Below are 20,090 nucleotides of genomic sequence, written 5' to 3'. Positions count from 1 at the left end.
GTTTTTAATGTGTAAATTAGTGTTCGTTAACTATTTTTTAAATTTACAAAGTTTACATGTTCTCCATTAGTCAGAATCATCCAATAGCTAAAAAGTGACTCTTTCTCGTTGCTATATTCCGATGAGTACCACGGGTATTAAATAGCGCTGAAGAGGAATTGTTTCGTTTGTTAAAGCAAATACATCCTTATTTTCACCCGGTTACACTTGGTGAAACGGCGAGGGAGGTCCATTACAAATGGAGTTGTTTGTTTCTGAATGCACAGCATTAACCCGGTATGACCCGCGAGTAAGTGAAAAATTATGATAAATGCAAATCGTCCGATAATTAACCTCGACCTCGATCTGCTGAGAACCTTCGTTGCTGTGGCCGATCTGAATACCTTCGCGGCTGCGGCAGCTGCGGTATGTCGCACTCAGTCTGCGGTGAGTCAGCAAATGCAACGCCTCGAGCAACTTGTGGGGAAAGAGTTGTTCGCGCGCCATGGACGTAACAAACTACTGACCGAGCATGGGATTCAGTTGCTGGGTTACGCCAGAAAAATATTGCGTTTTAATGATGAGGCATGCTCATCATTAATGTTTAACAATCTTCAGGGAGTGTTAACTATTGGCGCTTCCGATGAGTCAGCGGATACCATCCTTCCCTTTCTGCTCAACCGGATAAGTTCGGTTTATCCGAAGCTTGCGCTGGATGTCAGAGTGAAACGCAACGCCTACATGGTGGATATGCTGAAGTCACAAGAAGTTGATCTGGTGGTGACGACTAATCGGCCAGGCGATTTCGAGTGTTTGAATCTGCGTACCTCACCGACGCACTGGTATTGTGCGGCCGAATATATTTTACAAAAAGGTGAACCGGTACCGTTGGTGCTTCTGGACGATCCGAGCCCGTTCCGCGATATGGTACTGGCAACACTGAACGCTGCGCAGATCCCGTGGCGTCTGGCCTATGTTGCTTCAACATTAGCGGCTGTGCGTGCGGCTGTGAAGGCGGGGTTGGGCGTGACTGCTCGTCCTGTAGAAATGATGAGCCCTGATTTACGCGTACTGGGCGCGGCGGACGGATTGCCACCGTTGCCGGAAACGGAGTACTTGCTGTGCTGCGACCCTGCCTCACAAAATGAGCTGGCTCAGGTAATCTTTAAGTCGATGCAGACCTATCAAAATCCGTGGCAATACAACCAGTTTACCCCTGAAGGGGGAGACGACTCGCTGATCGTTGAAGGCGATTTTGAGTGATGTACCATAAATAATCGTTATAAAATGTAAGTGCAAAAAAGAGTCGCTGGTGATGAAAAAACATCCAGCGGCTCTTTTTTTATGCAAATAATGGTCGGAGATGCCATTTTGTATACCAAAACTTAACAAAATCAGTAGGTAAAAAAATCACCTGCAAATAGTGCAAAAAATAATCATTCGAGGCGCTGTTCATTCCCATGTTAAAAAACTAGAGAAATTGTTGCTGTTTTTTATGGTGAATTAACAAAAGCGTGTCACAGATCAAGAAAATACTCCCATTTAGGGGGAGGCATCTGTGCGAATTCCTGTCAAAATAGACGTGTATTATCTTTTTTACTTCACAACGGACACGATTCAACAACATTAAAAATGACTGATGATGCGATCGAAATTAGTCTAAAGAGCACTTTATGTTAATGAAGTTGGAGTAGTGTAAAATAATGTGAGGAAACTTTTGTTAAAGTTGACAAAAGGTTATAGAAAGGAGTAAAAAACCCCATCAATTGGCTGTATAAATGATTTTCTACAGTGATTGTAAGGTTTTTTTTATTCCTCCCCATGAATCGATGTGGCGTTCATCTGCCGAAAAGAGCAGAGAATTTGGCGCTACTTTTGATGAGTAAGCAATGAGTATGTCAACATCCACTGAAGTCATCGCTCATCACTGGGCATTCGCTATCTTTCTTATTGTCGCCATTGGCCTGTGCTGCCTGATGCTCGTCGGCGGTTGGTTTTTAGGTGGTCGCGCACGCGCGAGATCTAAAAACGTGCCGTTTGAATCAGGTATCGACTCGGTCGGCACCGCCCGCTTGCGCCTGTCTGCCAAGTTTTATCTGGTAGCCATGTTCTTCGTTATCTTCGACGTTGAAGCGCTGTATCTGTTCGCATGGTCAACTTCTATCCGTGAAAGCGGTTGGATTGGCTTTGTGGAAGCTGCAATTTTTATTTTTGTGTTACTGGCAGGTCTGGTTTATCTGGTGCGTATTGGCGCGCTGGACTGGACGCCCGCGCGTTCACGCCGCGAGCGTATGAACCCGGAAACGAACAGTATCGCTAATCGTCAACGCTAACCGCGAGGCATTAAGATGGATTATACGCTCACCCGCATAGATCCTAACGGTGAGAACGACCGTTACCCCCTGCAAAAACAGGAGATCGTAACCGACCCCCTGGAGCAAGAAGTTAACAAAAACGTGTTCATGGGCAAACTGCATGACATGGTTAACTGGGGCCGTAAAAACTCAATTTGGCCATATAACTTTGGCCTTTCCTGCTGCTACGTAGAGATGGTGACCTCGTTTACCGCCGTGCATGACGTGGCCCGTTTTGGTGCGGAAGTTCTGCGTGCATCACCGCGTCAGGCTGACCTGATGGTCGTAGCCGGAACCTGCTTTACCAAAATGGCCCCGGTTATTCAGCGCCTCTACGATCAGATGCTGGAACCTAAATGGGTTATTTCCATGGGCGCATGCGCCAACTCCGGCGGTATGTACGATATCTACTCGGTAGTGCAGGGCGTTGATAAATTTATTCCGGTAGATGTGTACATCCCGGGATGCCCGCCGCGTCCAGAAGCGTACATGCAGGCTCTGATGCTGCTGCAAGACTCCATTGGCAAAGAACGCCGTCCGCTCTCCTGGGTGGTTGGCGATCAGGGCGTTTATCGCGCCAATATGCAGTCAGAACGCGAGCGTAAACGCGGCGAACGTATTGCTGTAACGAATCTTCGTACACCAGACGAGATTTAATTTGCGCCTGTCGGCAGCAACATTGCGCTTCGTGAACTATTAGACATACACAAAATCATTCAAGGTGTATCAAGGCGGCAACTGAGCGAATCCCCTGGAGCTTACATCAGTAAGTGACTGGGGTGAGGGAAGGCAGCCAACACCGAGACAGCTTGAAGGATGAAGTGGATAAACAGCGCGAAGCACTGCCGACTACCACGAACCATTTGCAATGGTGAACAATATGACCGACTTAACCGCGCAAGACGCTGCATGGCAAACACGGGATCACCTCGATGACCCGGTCATTGGCGAACTGCGCAACCGTTTTGGGCCGGATGCCTTTACCGTTCAGGCGACTCGCACCGGGGTACCCGTTGTCTGGGTCAAGCGTGAACAGTTACTCGAAGTTGGCGATTTCTTAAAGAGACTGCCGAAACCTTACGTCATGCTGTTTGACTTACACGGCATGGACGAACGTCTGCGTACGCACCGCGAAGGGTTACCCGCCGCGGATTTTTCCGTTTTCTATCACCTGATCTCCATTGAACGCAATCGCGATATCATGCTCAAGGTGGCATTGTCTGAAAACGACCTGCGCGTACCGACTTTCACCAAACTGTTCCCGAACGCCAACTGGTATGAGCGTGAAACCTGGGAAATGTTTGGCATCGATATCGAAGGCCACCCACACCTGACGCGTCTGCTGATGCCGCATACCTGGGAAGGCCATCCGCTGCGTAAAGACTACCCGGCACGCGCCACCGAATTCGATCCATTTGAGCTGACCAAAGCCAAGCAGGATCTGGAGATGGAAGCGCTGACCTTCAAACCGGAAGACTGGGGCATGAAGCGTAGCACCGAAAATGAGGACTTCATGTTCCTCAACCTCGGTCCTAACCACCCGTCTTCACACGGTGCGTTCCGTATTGTCCTGCAGCTTGATGGCGAAGAAATCGTCGACTGCGTGCCTGACATCGGCTACCACCACCGTGGTGCTGAAAAGATGGGTGAGCGTCAGTCCTGGCACAGCTATATTCCGTACACTGACCGTATCGAGTACCTCGGCGGCTGCGTAAACGAAATGCCGTACGTGCTGGCAGTCGAAAAGCTGGCGGGCATTACCGTACCGGATCGCGTGAACGTGATTCGCGTCATGCTCTCCGAACTGTTCCGCATCAACAGCCACCTGCTGTACATCTCCACGTTCATTCAGGACGTCGGCGCAATGACCCCGGTATTCTTCGCCTTTACCGACCGTCAGAAAATCTATGACGTTGTCGAAGCGATCACTGGTTTCCGCATGCACCCGGCCTGGTTCCGTATCGGTGGTGTCGCACACGATCTGCCGCGCGGTTGGGACAAACTGCTGCGTGACTTCCTTGACTGGATGCCGAAGCGTCTGGATTCCTACGAGAAAGCCGCACTGCGTAACACCATCCTGAAAGGTCGTTCTCAGGGCGTTGCCGCATACGGCAAAAAAGAAGCGCTGGACTGGGGCTGTACCGGTGCTGCGCTGCGTGCGACGGGTATTGATTTTGACGTGCGTAAATCACGTCCGTACTCTGGTTATGAGAACTTTGACTTTGACGTTCCGGTTGGTGGTGGTGTGTCCGACTGCTATACCCGCGTCATGTTGAAAGTTGAAGAGCTGCGCCAGAGTCTGCGCATCCTTGAGCAGTGCCTCAATAATATGCCGGAAGGCCCGTTCAAAGCGGATCACCCGCTGACCACGCCGCCGCCGAAAGAGCGCACGCTGCAACATATCGAAACCCTGATCACCCACTTCCTGCAGGTTTCGTGGGGCCCGGTTATGCCGGCGAACGAGTCCTTCCAGATGGTGGAAGCGACCAAGGGTATCAACAGTTACTACCTGACCAGCGATGGCAGCACCATGAGTTACCGTACTCGTATCCGTACCCCGAGTTATGCGCACTTGCAGCAGATCCCGGTAGCAGTACGTGGCAGCCTGGTGTCCGACCTTATCGTCCATCTGGGTAGTATCGATTTTGTTATGTCAGATGTGGACCGCTAATTATGCACGAGAATCAACAACCACAAACCGAGGCTTTTGAGCTGAGTGCGGCTGAGCGTGAAGCGATTGAGCACGAGAAGCACCACTACGAAGACCCGCGTGCGGCGTCCATTGAAGCGCTGAAAATCGTTCAGAAACAGCGTGGTTGGGTGCCGGATGGGGCGATCTACGCGATCGCTGACGTGCTGGGTATCCCGGCAAGCGACGTCGAAGGTGTTGCGACATTCTACAGCCAGATCTTCCGCCAGCCGGTCGGTCGCCACGTGATCCGCTATTGTGACAGCGTCGTGTGCCATATTAATGGCTACCAGGGGATCCAGGCTGCGCTGGAGAAAAAACTCAACATCAAGCCGGGGCAGACGACCTTTGATGGTCGCTTTACGCTGCTGCCGACCTGTTGCCTGGGGAACTGCGACAAGGGGCCGAACATGATGATCGATGACGATACCCATGCTCACTTAACCCCGGAAGGCATTCCCGAACTGTTGGAGCGGTATAAATGAAAGACATTATCCGTACTCCCGAAACACATCCGCTGACCTGGCGTCTGCGCGATGATAAACAGCCAGTCTGGTTGGACGAATACCGTAGCAAGAACGGTTATGAAGGTGCGCGTAAGGCCCTGACCGGGCTGTCACCGGATGAAATCGTCAACCAGGTAAAAGACGCTGGCCTGAAAGGGCGCGGCGGCGCAGGCTTTTCCACCGGTCTGAAGTGGAGCCTGATGCCGAAAGACGAATCCATGAACATCCGTTACCTGCTGTGTAACGCCGATGAAATGGAGCCGGGCACCTACAAAGACCGCCTGCTGATGGAACAGCTGCCGCACCTGCTGATAGAAGGTATGTTGATCTCCGCGTTTGCGCTGAAAGCGTACCGTGGTTACATCTTCCTGCGCGGTGAGTATATCGAAGCGGCTGTGCATCTGCGCCGCGCGATTGCCGAGGCGACCGAAGCCGGTCTGCTTGGTAAAAACATCATGGGCACCGGTTTCGATTTCGAACTGTTCGTGCACACCGGGGCAGGGCGTTACATCTGCGGTGAAGAAACTGCACTGATTAACTCCCTCGAAGGTCGCCGCGCGAACCCGCGCTCCAAGCCGCCGTTCCCGGCAAGCTCTGGTGCATGGGGTAAACCGACCTGCGTGAACAACGTCGAAACCCTGTGTAACGTACCGGCTATCCTCGCCAACGGCGTGGAGTGGTACCAGAACATTTCGAAGAGCAAAGACGCGGGCACCAAACTGATGGGCTTCTCCGGTCGTGTGAAGAACCCTGGCCTGTGGGAGCTACCTTTCGGTACTACCGCGCGTGAGATCCTCGAAGATTACGCGGGCGGCATGCGCGATGGCCTGAAGTTCAAAGCCTGGCAGCCGGGCGGAGCGGGAACCGACTTCCTCACTGAGGCACATCTCGACTTGCCGATGGAATTCGAAAGCATCGGTAAAGCAGGTAGCCGTCTGGGTACAGCACTGGCGATGGCGGTTGACCACGAGATTGGCATGGTACCGCTGGTGCGCAACCTCGAAGAGTTCTTTGCCCGCGAGTCCTGCGGCTGGTGTACGCCGTGCCGTGACGGTCTGCCGTGGAGTGTGAAAATTCTGCGTGCGCTGGAGCGTGGCGAAGGCCAGCCTGGGGATATCGAGACACTTGAGCAACTGTGTCGTTTCCTCGGCCCGGGTAAAACCTTCTGTGCACACGCACCGGGCGCGGTTGAACCGCTGCAGAGCGCCATTAAATATTTCCGCGAAGAATTCGAAGCTGGCATTAAGCAGACTTTCAGCAATACCCACGTAATTAGTGGTATTCAGCCGAACCTGCTGAAAGAGCGCTGGTAATTGCGGGTTTACTCCTGCATCGCGATAAGTAATTCGATTAACGCTTAGTCCCTGACTAAGATAACTGGAAGCATGCTGACTATGGCTACGATTCATGTAGACGGCAAAGAATATGAGGTCAACGGAGCGGACAATCTGCTGGAAGCTTGTCTGTCTCTCGGCCTTGATATTCCATACTTTTGCTGGCACCCGGCGCTTGGGAGCGTCGGTGCTTGCCGCCAGTGTGCGGTGAAGCAATATCAAAACGCGGAAGATACGCGTGGTCGCCTGGTGATGTCATGTATGACACCGGCTACCGAAGGCACTTTTATTTCTATCGACGACGAAGAAGCGAAGCAATTCCGTGAAAGCGTGGTGGAATGGTTGATGACTAACCACCCACACGACTGTCCGGTCTGTGAAGAGGGGGGTAACTGCCACCTTCAGGATATGACCGTTATGACCGGTCATAGCTTCCGTCGCTACCGCTTTACTAAGCGTACTCACCGCAATCAGGATCTGGGGCCATTCATCTCTCACGAAATGAACCGCTGCATCGCCTGCTATCGCTGCGTGCGTTACTACAAAGATTATGCGGACGGCGCGGATCTGGGCGTGTATGGCGCACATGACAACGTCTATTTTGGTCGTCCGGAAGACGGTACGCTCGAGAGCGAATTCTCCGGTAACCTGGTAGAAATCTGCCCGACCGGTGTGTTCACTGATAAAACGCACTCCGAGCGTTATAACCGTAAATGGGATATGCAGTTTGCGCCGAGCATCTGCCAGCAGTGTTCCATTGGCTGTAACACCAGCCCGGGCGAGCGCTACGGTGAACTGCGTCGTATTGAAAACCGCTACAACGGTACCGTTAACCACTACTTCCTCTGCGACCGTGGTCGTTTTGGCTATGGCTACGTGAACCTGAAAGACCGTCCGCGTCAGCCGGTCCAGCGTCGTGGTGATGACCTGATCACCCTGAACGCTGAGCAGGCGATGCAGGGGGCGGCAGATATTCTGCGTCAGTCGAAGAAAGTGATCGGCATCGGCTCCCCGCGTGCCAGCGTTGAAAGCAACTTCGCGCTGCGTGAACTGGTGGGTGCGGATAACTTCTATACCGGTATCGCCCAGGGTGAGCAGGAACGTCTGCAACTGGCGCTGAGCGTGCTGCGTGACGGCGGTATTCATACCCCGGCTCTGCGCGAAATCGAATCTTACGACGCGGTCCTGGTGCTGGGTGAAGATGTGACCCAGACCGGGGCGCGTGTTGCGCTGGCTGTGCGTCAGGCGGTGAAGGGGAAAGCGCGTGAAATGGCAGCGGCACAGAAAGTGGCCGACTGGCAGATCGCCGCAATCCTTAACATTGGCCAGCGTGCCAAACACCCGCTGTTCGTGACCAACGTCGATAACACCCGTCTGGATGATATCGCGGCATGGACCTACCGTGCACCGGTTGAAGATCAGGCGCGTTTAGGTTTCGCTATCGCCCATGCGCTGGATAACAACGCACCGGCGGTTGACGGCATCGACCGTGACCTGCAGAACAAAATTGATGTTATCGTTCAGGCACTGGCCGGGGCGAAGAAACCGCTGATTATTTCCGGCACCAACGCCGGTAGCGCCGAAGTGATTCAGGCTGCTGCTAACGTGGCGAAGGCGCTAAAAGGCCGTGGCGCAGATGTTGGCATCACCATGATTGCCCGCTCTGTTAACAGCATGGGCCTGGGCATGATTGGCGGTGGTTCCCTTGACGATGCGCTGACTGAACTGGAAACAGGTCGTGCTGACGCCGTTGTGGTGCTGGAAAACGATTTGCATCGCCATGCTTCAGCGACTCGCGTAAATGCTGCGCTGGCTAAAGCGCCGCTGGTATTGGTCGTTGACCATCAGCGTACAGCAATCATGGAAAATGCCCATCTGGTGCTTTCCGCCGCAAGCTTCGCCGAAAGCGACGGTACGGTTATCAACAACGAAGGCCGTGCACAACGTTTCTTCCAGGTCTATGACCCGTCTTACTACGACAGCAAAACCATTATGCTGGAAAGTTGGCGTTGGCTGCACTCACTGCACAGCACAGTGCAGAGCCGCGAAGTTGACTGGACGCAGCTCGATCACGTTATTGACGCCGCGATTGCTGCGCTGCCGCAACTGGCAGGCATTAAAGATGCCGCACCGGATGCCAGCTTCCGTATTCGTGGGCAGAAACTGGCGCGTGAGCCACACCGTTACAGTGGTCGTACGGCAATGCGCGCTAACATCAGCGTGCACGAGCCGCGCCAACCGCAGGATAAAGACACCATGTTCGCCTTCTCGATGGAAGGGAACAACCAGCCGTCTGCACCGCGTTCACAAATTCCGTTTGCCTGGGCACCAGGCTGGAACTCCCCGCAAGCGTGGAACAAGTTCCAGGATGAAGTGGGCGGTAAACTGCGTCATGGCGATCCGGGCGTGCGTCTGATTGAAGCATCTGAAGGTGGCCTGGATTACTTCACCACCATCCCGGACAGCTTCAAGGCTCAGGATGGTCAGTGGCGTATCGCACCGTACTACCATCTGTTTGGTAGTGATGAAATGTCCCAGCGTGCACCGGTCTTCCAGACCCGCATGCCGCAGCCGTACATCAAACTCAACCCGGCAGATGCCGCGAAGTTGGGTGTCAATGCCGGCACGCGCGTTTCTTTCAGCTACGATGGCAACACGGTCACGCTGCCGGTTGAAATCGCTGAAGGCTTAACGGCAGGGCAGGTTGGTTTGCCGATGGGCATGCCTGGCATCGCGCCGGTTCTGGCAGGTGCGCGTCTTGAGGATCTGCAGGAGGCACAACAATGAGTTGGATTACACCCGATCTGATTGAGATCCTGCTGAGCATTCTCAAAGCGGTGGTGATCCTGCTGGTGGTGGTCACCTGCGGGGCATTCATGAGCTTTGGTGAACGTCGTCTGCTGGGTCTGTTCCAGAACCGTTACGGACCGAACCGTGTGGGCTGGGGTGGTTCACTCCAGCTGGTTGCGGATATGATCAAGATGTTCTTTAAAGAAGACTGGATCCCGAAATTCTCGGATCGCGTCATCTTTACTCTGGCACCGATGATCGCCTTCACCTCGCTGCTGCTGGCCTTTGCTATTGTGCCAGTGAGTCCGAACTGGGTGGTTGCTGACCTGAACATCGGGATCTTGTTCTTCCTGATGATGGCAGGCCTCGCGGTCTACGCGGTGCTGTTCGCCGGTTGGTCGAGCAATAACAAATACTCGCTGCTCGGTGCGATGCGTGCGTCTGCGCAGACGCTGAGCTACGAAGTGTTCCTCGGATTGTCCCTGATGGGTGTGGTGGCGCAGGCCGGTTCATTTAACATGACCGACATCGTCAATAACCAGGCCGATATCTGGAACGTTATTCCGCAGTTCTTTGGTTTTGTCACCTTTGCCATCGCGGGCGTAGCGGTGTGTCACCGTCACCCGTTTGACCAGCCAGAAGCCGAGCAGGAACTGGCCGATGGTTACCACATTGAATATTCCGGCATGAAATTCGGTCTGTTCTTTGTGGGCGAGTACATCGGTATCGTCACCATTTCCGCGCTGATGGTTACCTTGTTCTTCGGTGGCTGGCATGGCCCGTTCTTACCGCCATTCGTCTGGTTCGCGCTGAAAACCGCGTTCTTCATGATGATGTTCATTTTGATTCGTGCGTCGTTACCGCGTCCTCGTTATGACCAGGTAATGTCCTTCGGCTGGAAAGTCTGTCTGCCGCTGACGCTCGTCAACTTGCTGGTAACGGCGGCTGTCATTCTCTGGCAGGCGCAATAAGGGACACAAAGACCATGACCTTAAAAGAATTGTTAGTAGGCTTCGGCACCCAGGTACGTAGTATCTGGATGATCGGCCTGCATGCGTTCGCAAAACGCGAAACGCAGATGTACCCGGAAGAGCCGGTCTATCTACCGCCCCGTTTTCGTGGTCGTATCGTACTGACCCGTGATCCAGACGGTGAAGAGCGCTGCGTTGCCTGTAACTTGTGTGCGGTAGCGTGTCCGGTTGGCTGTATCTCTTTGCAAAAAGCAGAGACCAAAGATGGCCGCTGGTATCCGGAGTTTTTCCGCATTAACTTCTCACGCTGCATTTTCTGTGGTCTGTGCGAAGAAGCCTGTCCGACAACGGCTATTCAGCTGACTCCAGATTTCGAGCTGGGTGAATACAAGCGCCAGGACCTGGTTTACGAGAAAGAGGATCTGCTGATCTCCGGTCCGGGCAAATACCCGGAATATAACTTCTACCGGATGGCAGGTATGGCAATCGACGGCAAAGATAAAGGCGAAGCAGAGAACGAAGCTAAGCCTATCGACGTCAAGAGCCTGTTACCGTAAGGAGAGGGGCAATGGAGTTCGCTTTTTATATCTGTGGCCTGATAGCCATTCTCGCAACCTTGCGGGTGATCACCCACACCAATCCGGTACACGCACTGCTGTACCTGATTATTTCGCTGCTGGCAATTTCTGGGGTGTTCTTCTCGTTAGGCGCTTACTTCGCGGGTGCGCTGGAAATTATCGTTTACGCGGGTGCCATCATGGTGCTGTTCGTGTTCGTGGTGATGATGCTCAACCTCGGTGGTTCTGAAATCGAACAGGAACGTCAGTGGCTGAAGCCGCAGGTGTGGATTGGCCCGGCGATTTTGTCGGCCATCATGCTGGTGGTGATTGTGTATGCCATCCTGGGTGTTAACGATCAGGGCATCGACGGTACGCCAATTAGTGCGAAAGCTGTCGGCATTTCCCTGTTTGGACCTTATGTTCTGGCGGTTGAACTGGCTTCGATGCTGTTGTTGGCGGGTCTGGTTGTGGCCTTCCACGTCGGTCGCGAAGAGCGTTCCGGTGAAGTGCTGAGCAATCGCACTGATGACCGCGCGAAAAGAAAAACGGAGGAGCACGCATGATCCCCTTACAACATGGACTGATCCTCGCGGCTGTCTTATTCGTACTGGGTTTAACTGGTCTGGTTATCCGCCGCAATCTGCTGTTTATGCTGATCGGGCTGGAAATCATGATTAATGCCTCCGCGCTGGCCTTCGTGGTCGCCGGGAGCTACTGGGGCCAGACCGATGGTCAGGTGATGTACATTCTTGCCATCAGCCTCGCGGCTGCTGAAGCGAGCATTGGACTTGCACTGTTGCTGCAACTTCATCGCCGTCGCCAGAACCTGAACATCGATTCAGTAAGTGAGATGCGTGGATGAACATGCTTGCTTTAACCATTATCCTGCCATTTATTGGCTTTGTATTACTGGCGTTCTCTCGCGGTCGTTGGTCAGAAAATCTGTCCGCTACCGTGGGCGTTGGCTCTATTGGCCTGGCTGCGCTGGTGACGGCGTTTGTTGGCGTTGACTTCTTTGCCAATGGTCAACAAGCCTACAGCCAGCCGCTGTGGACGTGGATGTCTGTCGGTGACTTCAACATCGGCTTCAACCTGGTGTTGGACGGCCTGTCGCTGACTATGCTCTCGGTGGTAACCGGCGTTGGTTTCCTGATCCACATGTTCGCCTCCTGGTACATGCGCGGGGAAGAGGGCTACTCTCGTTTCTTCGCCTACACCAACCTGTTTATCGCCAGCATGGTGGTTCTGGTACTGGCGGATAACCTGCTGCTGATGTATCTCGGCTGGGAAGGCGTGGGGCTGTGCTCCTATCTGCTGATCGGTTTCTATTATACCGATCCGAAGAATGGCGCAGCGGCAATGAAAGCCTTCGTGGTAACCCGTGTCGGTGACGTATTCCTCGCCTTCGCACTGTTTATCCTCTACAACGAGCTGGGTACGCTGAATTTCCGCGAAATGGTGGAACTGGCGCCTGCGCACTTTGCAGACGGTAACAACATGCTGATGTGGGCAACCCTGATGCTGCTGGGCGGTGCGGTGGGTAAATCTGCGCAGCTGCCGTTGCAGACCTGGCTTGCAGACGCGATGGCGGGCCCGACGCCTGTTTCCGCGCTTATCCACGCCGCGACGATGGTTACCGCCGGTGTCTACCTGATTGCACGTACCCATGGTCTGTTCCTGATGACCCCGGAAATTCTGCATCTGGTAGGGATTATTGGTGCTATCACGCTGGTGCTGGCAGGGTTTGCCGCGCTGGTCCAAACCGACATCAAACGTGTGCTCGCTTACTCCACTATGAGCCAGATTGGCTACATGTTCCTGGCGCTTGGCGTACAGGCATGGGATGCGGCGATTTTCCACCTGATGACGCATGCCTTCTTTAAAGCGTTGCTGTTCCTGGCATCCGGCTCGGTTATCCTGGCTTGCCACCACGAACAGAATATCTTCAAGATGGGCGGCCTGCGTAAGTCTATTCCGCTGGTGTATCTTTGTTTCCTGATTGGTGGCGCGGCGCTGTCGGCTCTGCCGCTGATTACCGCAGGCTTCTTCAGTAAGGATGAGATTCTGGCCGGTGCGATGGCGAACGGTCATATCAATCTGATGGTTGCAGGTCTGGTCGGTGCGTTCATGACCTCTCTGTACACCTTCCGTATGATTTTCATCGTGTTCCACGGTAAAGAACAAATTCACGCTCACGCAGGGAAGGGGATTACCCATCATCTGCCGCTGATTGTGCTGATGATCCTGTCCACCTTCGTTGGTGCGCTGATTGTGCCGCCGCTGCAGGGTGTTCTGCCTGCAACGACCGAGCTGCCGCATGGTCGTGTCATGACGCTGGAAATTACCTCCGGTATCGTAGCAATTGCAGGCATCTTGATCGCAGCATGGTTGTGGCTGGGTAAACGTACGCTGGTGACGTCGATTGCCAACAGTGCGCCAGGCCGTCTGCTGGGGACCTGGTGGTATAACGCCTGGGGCTTTGACTGGCTGTACGACAAAGTGTTCGTTAAGCCGTTCCTCGGCATCGCCTGGCTGCTGAAACGCGATCCGCTGAACGCAATGATGAACATCCCGGCTATCCTTTCCCGCTTTGCAGGTAAAGGCCTGCTGTTAAGCGAGAACGGCTATCTGCGCTGGTATGTGGCATCAATGAGCATTGGCGCTGTCGTTGTGCTGGCACTGTTGATGGTACTGCGTTGAGTTTGTTGGCTGGATGAACGATTGCCGGATGGCGCTTCGCTTATCTGGCCTACAAACCCAAAAATAATTTTTAGAATTCGTTGAAAATCTGTTCCTGAAGTACAGGCGTCATCGGCGAAGTCAGACCGAATACCGCCAGCGCAGAGCAACCGGAGCGTACTGAAGTACGTGAGGATTGCGAGCACTGCCGGGATTTGGGCTGACGAGTGAGACAGCCTGAGCAGGAGTAAATATAAGGGACATACTTAGCTATGTTATTACCCTGGTTGATATTAATCCCCTTTATCGGTGGCTTCCTGTGCTGGCAGACCGAACGCTTTGGCGTGAAGGTGCCGCGCTGGATAGCGCTGATTACCATGGGACTGACGCTGGCGCTTGGCCTGCAACTGTGGTTGCAGGGTGGCTATTCACTGACGCAATCCGCTGGCATTCCGCAGTGGCAGTCTGAGTTTATCCTGCCGTGGATCCCGCGTTTCGGCATCTCTATTCACTTAGCAATCGACGGTTTATCGCTGCTGATGGTAGTGCTGACCGGTCTGCTCGGTGTTCTGGCGGTACTGTGCTCCTGGAATGAAATCGAAAAATACCAGGGCTTCTTCCACCTGAACCTGATGTGGATTCTGGGCGGCGTTATCGGCGTGTTCCTTGCCATCGACATGTTCCTGTTCTTCTTCTTCTGGGAAATGATGCTGGTGCCGATGTACTTCCTGATCGCGTTGTGGGGGCATAAAGCCTCTGACGGTAAAACGCGTATCACGGCGGCGACCAAGTTCTTCATTTATACCCAGGCGAGTGGTCTGGTGATGTTGATTGCCATCCTGGCGCTGGTGTTTGTGCACTATAAAGCGACCGGTGTGTGGACCTTCAACTATGAAGAACTGCTGAATACCCCGATGTCCCACGGTGTGGAATATCTGCTGATGCTGGGCTTCTTCATCGCGTTTGCGGTGAAAATGCCGGTGGTTCCGCTGCATGGCTGGTTGCCAGATGCGCACTCCCAGGCACCGACCGCAGGTTCCGTTGACCTGGCGGGGATTTTGCTGAAAACCGCGGCTTACGGCCTGCTGCGCTTCTCTCTGCCGCTGTTCCCGAACGCGTCGGCTGAGTTTGCACCTATCGCAATGTGGCTGGGCGTTATCGGTATCTTCTACGGCGCGTGGATGGCCTTTAATCAGTACGATATCAAACGTCTGATTGCCTACACCTCCGTATCGCACATGGGCTTCGTACTGATTGCTATCTACACCGGCAGCCAGCTGGCGTACCAGGGTGCGGTTATCCAGATGATCGCTCACGGTCTGTCCGCAGCCGGTCTGTTCATTCTGTGTGGACAGTTGTACGAACGTCTGCACACGCGTGATATGCGTATGATGGGCGGCCTGTGGGGCAAAATGAAATGGTTGCCTGCACTGTCCATGTTCTTCGCCGTTTGTACGCTGGGTATGCCGGGTACAGGTAACTTTGTTGGCGAATTCATGATTCTGTTCGGCAGCTACCAGGTGGTTCCGGTCATTACGGTGATCTCAACCTTTGGTCTGGTGTTTGCTTCTGTGTACTCGCTGGCGATGCTGCATCGCGCTTACTTTGGTAAGGCGAAAAGCCAGATTGCCAGTGTTGAACTGCCAGGGATGTCGCTGCGTGAGCTGTTTATCATCCTGTTGCTGGTCGTGCTTCTGGTACTGCTTGGCTTCTATCCGCAGCCGATTCTGGATACCTCGCATTCTGCGATGAGCAACATCCAGCAGTGGTTTGTTAATTCCGTTACTACTACAAGGCCGTAAATCGCCATGACAATAACTCCACAACACCTGATTGCGCTGCTACCGCTGCTGATCGTCGGCTTGACGGTGGTGGTTGTGATGCTCTCCATTGCGTGGCGACGCAATCACTTCCTCAATGCCACGCTGTCGGTCATTGGGCTTAACGCCGCGCTGGTTTCGCTCTGGTTTGTTGGCCAGGCGGGCGCCATGGACGTCACCCCGCTGATGCGGGTCGACGGTTTCGCCATGCTCTACACCGGGCTGGTACTGCTGGCGAGTCTTGCTACCTGTACCTTCGCTTACCCGTGGCTGGAAGGCTACGACGACAACCGGGAAGAGTTCTACCTGCTGGTGCTGATTGCCGCGCTGGGTGGAATTCTGCTCGCCAATGCTAACCATCTGGCGGCGCTTTTCCTCGGTATCGAACTGATCTCTTTGCCGCTGTTTGGCCTGGTCGGTTATGCCTTCCGTCAGAAGCGTTCACTGGAAGCCAGTATCAAGTACACCATCCTGTCTGCCGCAGCGTCTTCCTTCCTGCTGTTTGGTATGGCGCTGGTGTACGCACAGTCCGGCAACCTGTCGTTCGTTGCACTTGGTAAGAGCCTCGGTGACGGCATGCTGCATGAGCCGCTGCTGCTGGCGGGCTTCGGTCTGATGATCGTGGGCCTCGGCTTTAAACTCTCGCTGGTTCCGTTCCACCTGTGGACGCCAGACGTATACCAGGGTGCTCCGGCCCCGGTTTCCACCTTCCTGGCGACGGCGAGCAAAATCGCTATCTTCGGCGTGGTGATGCGTCTGTTCCTGTATGCGCCGGTTGGCGACAGTGAAGCGGTACGTATCGTGCTGGGCGTGATTGCCTTTGCTTCCATCATCTTCGGTAACCTGATGGCGCTGAGCCAGACCAATATCAAACGTCTGCTCGGTTACTCTTCCATCTCTCACCTCGGTTACCTGCTGGTGGCACTGATTGCCCTGCAGAGCGGCGAGATGTCAATGGAAGCAGTAGGCGTGTATCTGGCTGGTTATCTGTTCAGTAGCCTCGGCGCGTTCGGTGTGGTCAGCCTGATGTCCAGCCCGTACCGCGGCCCGGATGCAGATTCTCTGTTCTCCTACCGTGGTCTGTTCTGGCATCGTCCGATCCTCGCGGCAGTGATGACGGTGATGATGCTGTCTCTGGCGGGTATCCCGATGACGCTGGGCTTTATCGGTAAGTTCTACGTACTGGCCGTCGGTGTGCAGGCTAACCTGTGGTGGCTGGTTGCCGCTGTGGTGGTCGGCTCCGCGATTGGTTTGTACTACTACCTGCGCGTTGCTGTGAGCCTGTATCTGAGCGCACCGCAGCAACTGAACCGCGATGCACCGTCTAACTGGCAGTACAGCGCGGGCGGTATCGTGGTGCTGATCTCTGCACTGCTGGTGCTGGTGCTGGGTATCTACCCACAACCGCTGATCAGCATCGTGCAGCTGGCGACGCCGCTGATGTAAGCGATACGCTGAAACGAAAAAACCCGCCTCGGCGGGTTTTTTTATGGGGTCAGGGCTATCAGGCGGAAAGCTGACGGCTCACCAAAGGACCACTAACATCTTTTGCTGCGCGCTCCATCACTTCCTGAATCACAGAAGATAATTCGTTGACCTCGAATTTTGCCACATAGCCATCGGCCTTAACCCGGCGAACGTGATCTTCGTTGGCGCTACCGGACAGTGAAGAGTGGATGACAACCGGGATCTTCTTCAGACGCTCGTCGGTTTTAATCTTACGGGTCAGTGTGAAACCGTCCATCTCTGGCATTTCCAGATCGGTAAGCACCAGGGCGATTTTCTCGCTGACAGGCTTACCCTCCGCTTGTGCCTCTTCGGAGAGTTGCTGAATTTTGTCCCAGGCATCTTTGCCGGTGACATGCATCAGATGCGGAATTTCCATCGCGTTCAGTCCTTTCTCCAGCATCGCCCTCGCAACTTTGGAGTCTTCCGCAACAATGGCCACCGCACCCGGCGTGATATTGAATTTGCTGGTTTTCAGGTCGGTTGCACGTAAATCGTGGTTGGACGGCACAATGTCATACAGGATCTGTTCGACATCAAGCACCAACGCCAAATTGTTGGTTTCTTTGTCGTCGTCCAGACAAGCAATACTGGTGATGTACCGACCATTGACGGCTTTCTCCGCAGTGTGCACCTGCTGCCAGTCGAGGCGCATAATGTTCTCTACTGACTCCACCGCAAATGCCTGTACGCTGCGGGCGTACTCTGTGATCAACAGGATATTAAGCCCGGTTTCGGGTTTACATCCGGCGACAGCAGGCAGGTCGATCACCGGAATCACTTGGTCCCGGATATTCACCATGCCTAACAGCGGAGCCTTCATGCCGGCAGGGCGTGTAAATGTCGGCATCGGAACGATTTCACGGAGTTTGAAAACGTTGATGCCAAACAGCTCTGATTTCTGCTCTTCAACCGATTTGCCGAGGCGAAACAGCAGCAGCTCAAAGCGGTTAGACAAGGTTAGATTGGTCCTGTCATCAATATCTTTCTGGAAATTGTTCATCCTGTCCTCAGTGTGAAAGCCAGCCTTTCCACTGTTATCGGCATTGAGGCGGAAAAATAAAGCGTTAAACGGTGAAAATGGCGAAATCGTGAGCCAGTTCCGTTGCCGGGAACAGCGCTCTGCACTCTTCAAGTAACCGCTGGCAGCCCTTTGCATCGTAGCGTGAGCTGACGTGGGTCATGATGAGTCTGCCCACACCAGCGTCCCGCGCCAGTTGTGCGGCCTGACGGGTGGAGCTATGCCCGCGGCTGTTGGCTTTCTCCTCCATGGACGAATCCAGCGTGGTTTCATGTACCATCACGTCCACCCCTTTTGCCAGTTCGATAGCGCTCGCACAGGGTCCGGTATCACCGAAAATGGCGACGGACTTTCCCTTAATCGCCGGGGCGAGAAAATCGGCCCCGCTAATGGTGCGCCCGTCTTCCAGCACGATAGTTTTTCCCGCTTTGAGATCCTGAAAACAAGGGCCTGGTTTAACGCCTGCCGCTTTGAGCGCGTTGGCATCAAGCGCACCGGGTTTGTCGTGTTCTTCAACACGAAAACCGTAGCACTCCAGCGGATGTTCCAGTTGAAACGCGGTCACTTTGCGCAGGCCGTCATCCACAATCTCACCGGCGGTGATTTCTACAATATCCAGCGGGTAATCGGTCCAGGAGCCGCTTAGTCGCAAGGCTGTTTCGGTAAATTCTCGTAACCCTTTCGGGCCATAAAGCGTCAATGGCTGGACGTTTCCCGCCATTGAACGGCTGCACAGCAACCCCGGCAAACCAAAAAGGTGATCGCCATGCAGATGACTGATAAAAATACGATCAAGTTTGCCCGGGTTGAACGGGGTGCTAAGCATTTGATGCTGCGTCCCTTCGCCGCAATCAAAAAGCCACAAACCTGCCTGAGTAGGGTGTTGCAGATTCAGTAATATTGCCGTTACATTGCGAGAACGTGTGGGAACTCCCGCAGACGTACCTAAAAATAGTAATTCCATCTTTACGTTACACTTTTCGCCATTAATGAGGCAGGGTGTTCAGGTTATCACAACAAAGGGGCAGACAATGATCCACTGGCAAGATCTCCATCATGCAAAGCTGAGTGTTCAGGAGCTGTATGCCATTCTTCAGCTTCGCTGCGCGGTATTTGTTGTTGAGCAGCAATGTCCGTATCAGGACGTGGATGGCGACGACTTAATCGGCGAGAACCGTCACATTCTGGGATGGCATAATGATGAACTGGTGGCGTATGCGAGGATTCTGAAAAGTGACGATGATCTGGAGCCGGTAGTGATTGGCCGGGTGATTGTCAGCGAAGCGCTACGCGGCGAAAAATTGGGACAGCAGTTAATGACGCAAACGCTGACCTCCTGTACGCAGCATTGGCCGCATAAGGCGTTATACCTGGGGGCCCAGGCGCATCTGCAATCGTTTTATGCAAAATTTGGTTTTGTTCCAGTCACGGAGATCTATGACGAAGATGGTATTCCACACATCGGCATGGCGCGTGAGGGTCATCAAGCGTAAACAGCCCCTGTCGTCTATAGTTAGCGGGTACGTCAATAGAAAGGGAGAATATAATGTCTTTTCATTCTTACGAATCACGTATTGATGACGATTTGGAATTGTTGAGCGAAACGTTGGCAGAAGTGCTACGTTCTTCCGGCGATCCTGCCGACCAGAAATACCTTGAGTTGAAAGCGCGGGCTGAGCAGGCGTTAGAAGAGGTGAGAAACCGCGTTAGTCACGCCTCTGACAGTTACTATTATCGTGCAAAGCAGGCTGTTTGCCGGGCAGATGACTATGTACACGAAAAACCCTGGCGTGGGATCGGCGTGGGGGCGACAGTTGGTTTAGTGATGGGATTATTGCTGGCACGGCGATAAATATAGCGCTGTCATCGCACTCCCTATAC

General features: G+C 53.8%; 18 protein-coding genes. 16 read left to right on the top strand and 2 right to left on the bottom strand.

The window, feature by feature from the left end; translation table 11 throughout:
- Nucleotides 1–303 precede the first annotated feature (303 nt).
- From lrhA to nuoN, 14 genes are all read left to right on the top strand, one after another.
- Nucleotides 304–1,242, top strand: a complete 939-nt coding sequence (lrhA, locus tag NNN64_RS00805) for a transcriptional regulator LrhA (protein WP_271440146.1) — start codon at nt 304–306, stop codon at nt 1,240–1,242.
- Between the two features lie 626 nt (nt 1,243–1,868).
- The gene (gene nuoA / locus NNN64_RS00800) at nt 1,869–2,312 is read left to right on the top strand and encodes an NADH-quinone oxidoreductase subunit NuoA (RefSeq protein ID WP_040230134.1); all 444 of its coding nucleotides are present in this window, start codon (nt 1,869–1,871) and stop codon (nt 2,310–2,312) included.
- Between the two features lie 15 nt (nt 2,313–2,327).
- Nucleotides 2,328–2,990 (top strand): NADH-quinone oxidoreductase subunit NuoB, encoded by a 663-nt coding sequence (nuoB, locus tag NNN64_RS00795; protein ID WP_003028075.1) that lies wholly within the window; start codon nt 2,328–2,330, stop codon nt 2,988–2,990.
- A gap of 211 nt (nt 2,991–3,201) precedes the next feature.
- Nucleotides 3,202–5,004, top strand: coding sequence for an NADH-quinone oxidoreductase subunit C/D (gene nuoC / locus NNN64_RS00790; protein ID WP_271440145.1), 1,803 nt, complete (start codon nt 3,202–3,204; stop codon nt 5,002–5,004).
- A gap of 2 nt (nt 5,005–5,006) precedes the next feature.
- Nucleotides 5,007–5,507, top strand: a complete 501-nt coding sequence (nuoE, locus tag NNN64_RS00785) for an NADH-quinone oxidoreductase subunit NuoE (protein WP_006683660.1) — start codon at nt 5,007–5,009, stop codon at nt 5,505–5,507.
- Nucleotides 5,504–6,841, top strand: coding sequence for an NADH-quinone oxidoreductase subunit NuoF (gene nuoF, locus NNN64_RS00780; RefSeq protein ID WP_271440144.1), 1,338 nt, complete (start codon nt 5,504–5,506; stop codon nt 6,839–6,841). Before nuoE ends, nuoF begins: the two co-directional genes overlap by 4 nt.
- 81 nt (nt 6,842–6,922) lie before the next feature.
- On the top strand, nt 6,923–9,649 hold the full coding sequence (gene nuoG / locus NNN64_RS00775; RefSeq protein ID WP_271440143.1) for an NADH-quinone oxidoreductase subunit NuoG: 2,727 nt from the start codon (nt 6,923–6,925) through the stop codon (nt 9,647–9,649).
- Nucleotides 9,646–10,623, top strand: a complete 978-nt coding sequence (nuoH, locus tag NNN64_RS00770; protein ID WP_003028063.1) for an NADH-quinone oxidoreductase subunit NuoH — start codon at nt 9,646–9,648, stop codon at nt 10,621–10,623. The genes nuoG and nuoH overlap by 4 nt, the downstream gene beginning before the upstream one ends.
- A gap of 14 nt (nt 10,624–10,637) precedes the next feature.
- Entirely contained in the window at nt 10,638–11,180 is a 543-nt protein-coding gene (gene nuoI, locus NNN64_RS00765; protein WP_005129470.1) for an NADH-quinone oxidoreductase subunit NuoI, read from the top strand.
- Nucleotides 11,181–11,191: 11 nt separating this feature from the next.
- On the top strand, nt 11,192–11,746 hold the full coding sequence (gene nuoJ, locus NNN64_RS00760; RefSeq protein WP_003028059.1) for an NADH-quinone oxidoreductase subunit J: 555 nt from the start codon (nt 11,192–11,194) through the stop codon (nt 11,744–11,746).
- Nucleotides 11,743–12,045: an NADH-quinone oxidoreductase subunit NuoK gene (gene nuoK / locus NNN64_RS00755; protein WP_006683663.1), complete on the top strand. Its 303-nt coding sequence runs from the start codon at nt 11,743–11,745 to the stop codon at nt 12,043–12,045. The genes nuoJ and nuoK overlap by 4 nt, the downstream gene beginning before the upstream one ends.
- On the top strand, nt 12,042–13,883 hold the full coding sequence (gene nuoL, locus NNN64_RS00750; RefSeq protein WP_271440142.1) for an NADH-quinone oxidoreductase subunit L: 1,842 nt from the start codon (nt 12,042–12,044) through the stop codon (nt 13,881–13,883). Before nuoK ends, nuoL begins: the two co-directional genes overlap by 4 nt.
- Nucleotides 13,884–14,134: 251 nt before the next feature.
- Entirely contained in the window at nt 14,135–15,664 is a 1,530-nt protein-coding gene (nuoM, locus tag NNN64_RS00745) for an NADH-quinone oxidoreductase subunit M (RefSeq protein ID WP_005129465.1), read from the top strand.
- Between the two features lie 6 nt (nt 15,665–15,670).
- Nucleotides 15,671–17,128 (top strand): NADH-quinone oxidoreductase subunit NuoN, encoded by a 1,458-nt coding sequence (gene nuoN, locus NNN64_RS00740; RefSeq protein ID WP_003027689.1) that lies wholly within the window; start codon nt 15,671–15,673, stop codon nt 17,126–17,128.
- 58 nt (nt 17,129–17,186) lie between these two features.
- Here nuoN and NNN64_RS00735 read toward each other — a convergent pair whose 3' ends face one another.
- Together NNN64_RS00735 and rbn are read right to left on the bottom strand one after the other, a co-directional pair.
- Nucleotides 17,187–18,191, bottom strand: a complete 1,005-nt coding sequence (locus tag NNN64_RS00735) for a chemotaxis protein (protein ID WP_271440141.1) — start codon at nt 18,189–18,191, stop codon at nt 17,187–17,189.
- Between the two features lie 64 nt (nt 18,192–18,255).
- Entirely contained in the window at nt 18,256–19,173 is a 918-nt protein-coding gene (gene rbn / locus NNN64_RS00730) for a ribonuclease BN (protein WP_271440140.1), read from the bottom strand.
- 67 nt (nt 19,174–19,240) lie between these two features.
- Here rbn and NNN64_RS00725 point away from each other — a divergent pair, with 67 nt between their 5' ends.
- Both NNN64_RS00725 and elaB read left to right on the top strand, forming a co-directional pair.
- Nucleotides 19,241–19,702 (top strand): GNAT family N-acetyltransferase, encoded by a 462-nt coding sequence (locus NNN64_RS00725; RefSeq protein ID WP_271440139.1) that lies wholly within the window; start codon nt 19,241–19,243, stop codon nt 19,700–19,702.
- Nucleotides 19,703–19,755: 53 nt separating this feature from the next.
- A complete protein-coding gene (gene elaB / locus NNN64_RS00720; RefSeq protein ID WP_137384151.1) occupies nt 19,756–20,061 on the top strand; it encodes a stress response protein ElaB in 306 nt (101 codons plus the stop codon).
- Nucleotides 20,062–20,090: the final 29 nt, after the last annotated feature.

Origin of the sequence: Citrobacter sp. Igbk 14 (assembly GCF_028069825.1) — a bacterium.
Taxonomy (GTDB): Bacteria; Pseudomonadota; Gammaproteobacteria; order Enterobacterales; family Enterobacteriaceae; genus Citrobacter.
Note: the sequence above shows the minus strand (reverse complement) of the source record. Positions and strands in the feature narration are given on the sequence as shown.

Bases quoted from the DNA above. Each gene is read 5' to 3' on its own strand.
- nuoB (WP_003028075.1), top strand. From the start codon at position 2,328: ATGGATTATACGCTCACCCGCATAGATCCTAACGGTGAGAACGACCGT.
- lrhA (WP_271440146.1), top strand. From the start codon at position 304: ATGATAAATGCAAATCGTCCGATAATTAACCTCGACCTCGATCTGCTG.
- NNN64_RS00735 (WP_271440141.1), bottom strand. From the start codon at position 18,191: ATGAACAATTTCCAGAAAGATATTGATGACAGGACCAATCTAACCTTG.
- nuoA (WP_040230134.1), top strand. From the start codon at position 1,869: ATGAGTATGTCAACATCCACTGAAGTCATCGCTCATCACTGGGCATTC.
- nuoK (WP_006683663.1), top strand. From the start codon at position 11,743: ATGATCCCCTTACAACATGGACTGATCCTCGCGGCTGTCTTATTCGTA.
- nuoI (WP_005129470.1), top strand. From the start codon at position 10,638: ATGACCTTAAAAGAATTGTTAGTAGGCTTCGGCACCCAGGTACGTAGT.
- nuoH (WP_003028063.1), top strand. From the start codon at position 9,646: ATGAGTTGGATTACACCCGATCTGATTGAGATCCTGCTGAGCATTCTC.
- nuoF (WP_271440144.1), top strand. From the start codon at position 5,504: ATGAAAGACATTATCCGTACTCCCGAAACACATCCGCTGACCTGGCGT.
- nuoL (WP_271440142.1), top strand. From the start codon at position 12,042: ATGAACATGCTTGCTTTAACCATTATCCTGCCATTTATTGGCTTTGTA.
- nuoJ (WP_003028059.1), top strand. From the start codon at position 11,192: ATGGAGTTCGCTTTTTATATCTGTGGCCTGATAGCCATTCTCGCAACC.
- nuoM (WP_005129465.1), top strand. From the start codon at position 14,135: ATGTTATTACCCTGGTTGATATTAATCCCCTTTATCGGTGGCTTCCTG.
- nuoE (WP_006683660.1), top strand. From the start codon at position 5,007: ATGCACGAGAATCAACAACCACAAACCGAGGCTTTTGAGCTGAGTGCG.
- NNN64_RS00725 (WP_271440139.1), top strand. From the start codon at position 19,241: ATGATCCACTGGCAAGATCTCCATCATGCAAAGCTGAGTGTTCAGGAG.
- nuoG (WP_271440143.1), top strand. From the start codon at position 6,923: ATGGCTACGATTCATGTAGACGGCAAAGAATATGAGGTCAACGGAGCG.
- nuoC (WP_271440145.1), top strand. From the start codon at position 3,202: ATGGTGAACAATATGACCGACTTAACCGCGCAAGACGCTGCATGGCAA.
- nuoN (WP_003027689.1), top strand. From the start codon at position 15,671: ATGACAATAACTCCACAACACCTGATTGCGCTGCTACCGCTGCTGATC.
- elaB (WP_137384151.1), top strand. From the start codon at position 19,756: ATGTCTTTTCATTCTTACGAATCACGTATTGATGACGATTTGGAATTG.
- rbn (WP_271440140.1), bottom strand. From the start codon at position 19,173: ATGGAATTACTATTTTTAGGTACGTCTGCGGGAGTTCCCACACGTTCT.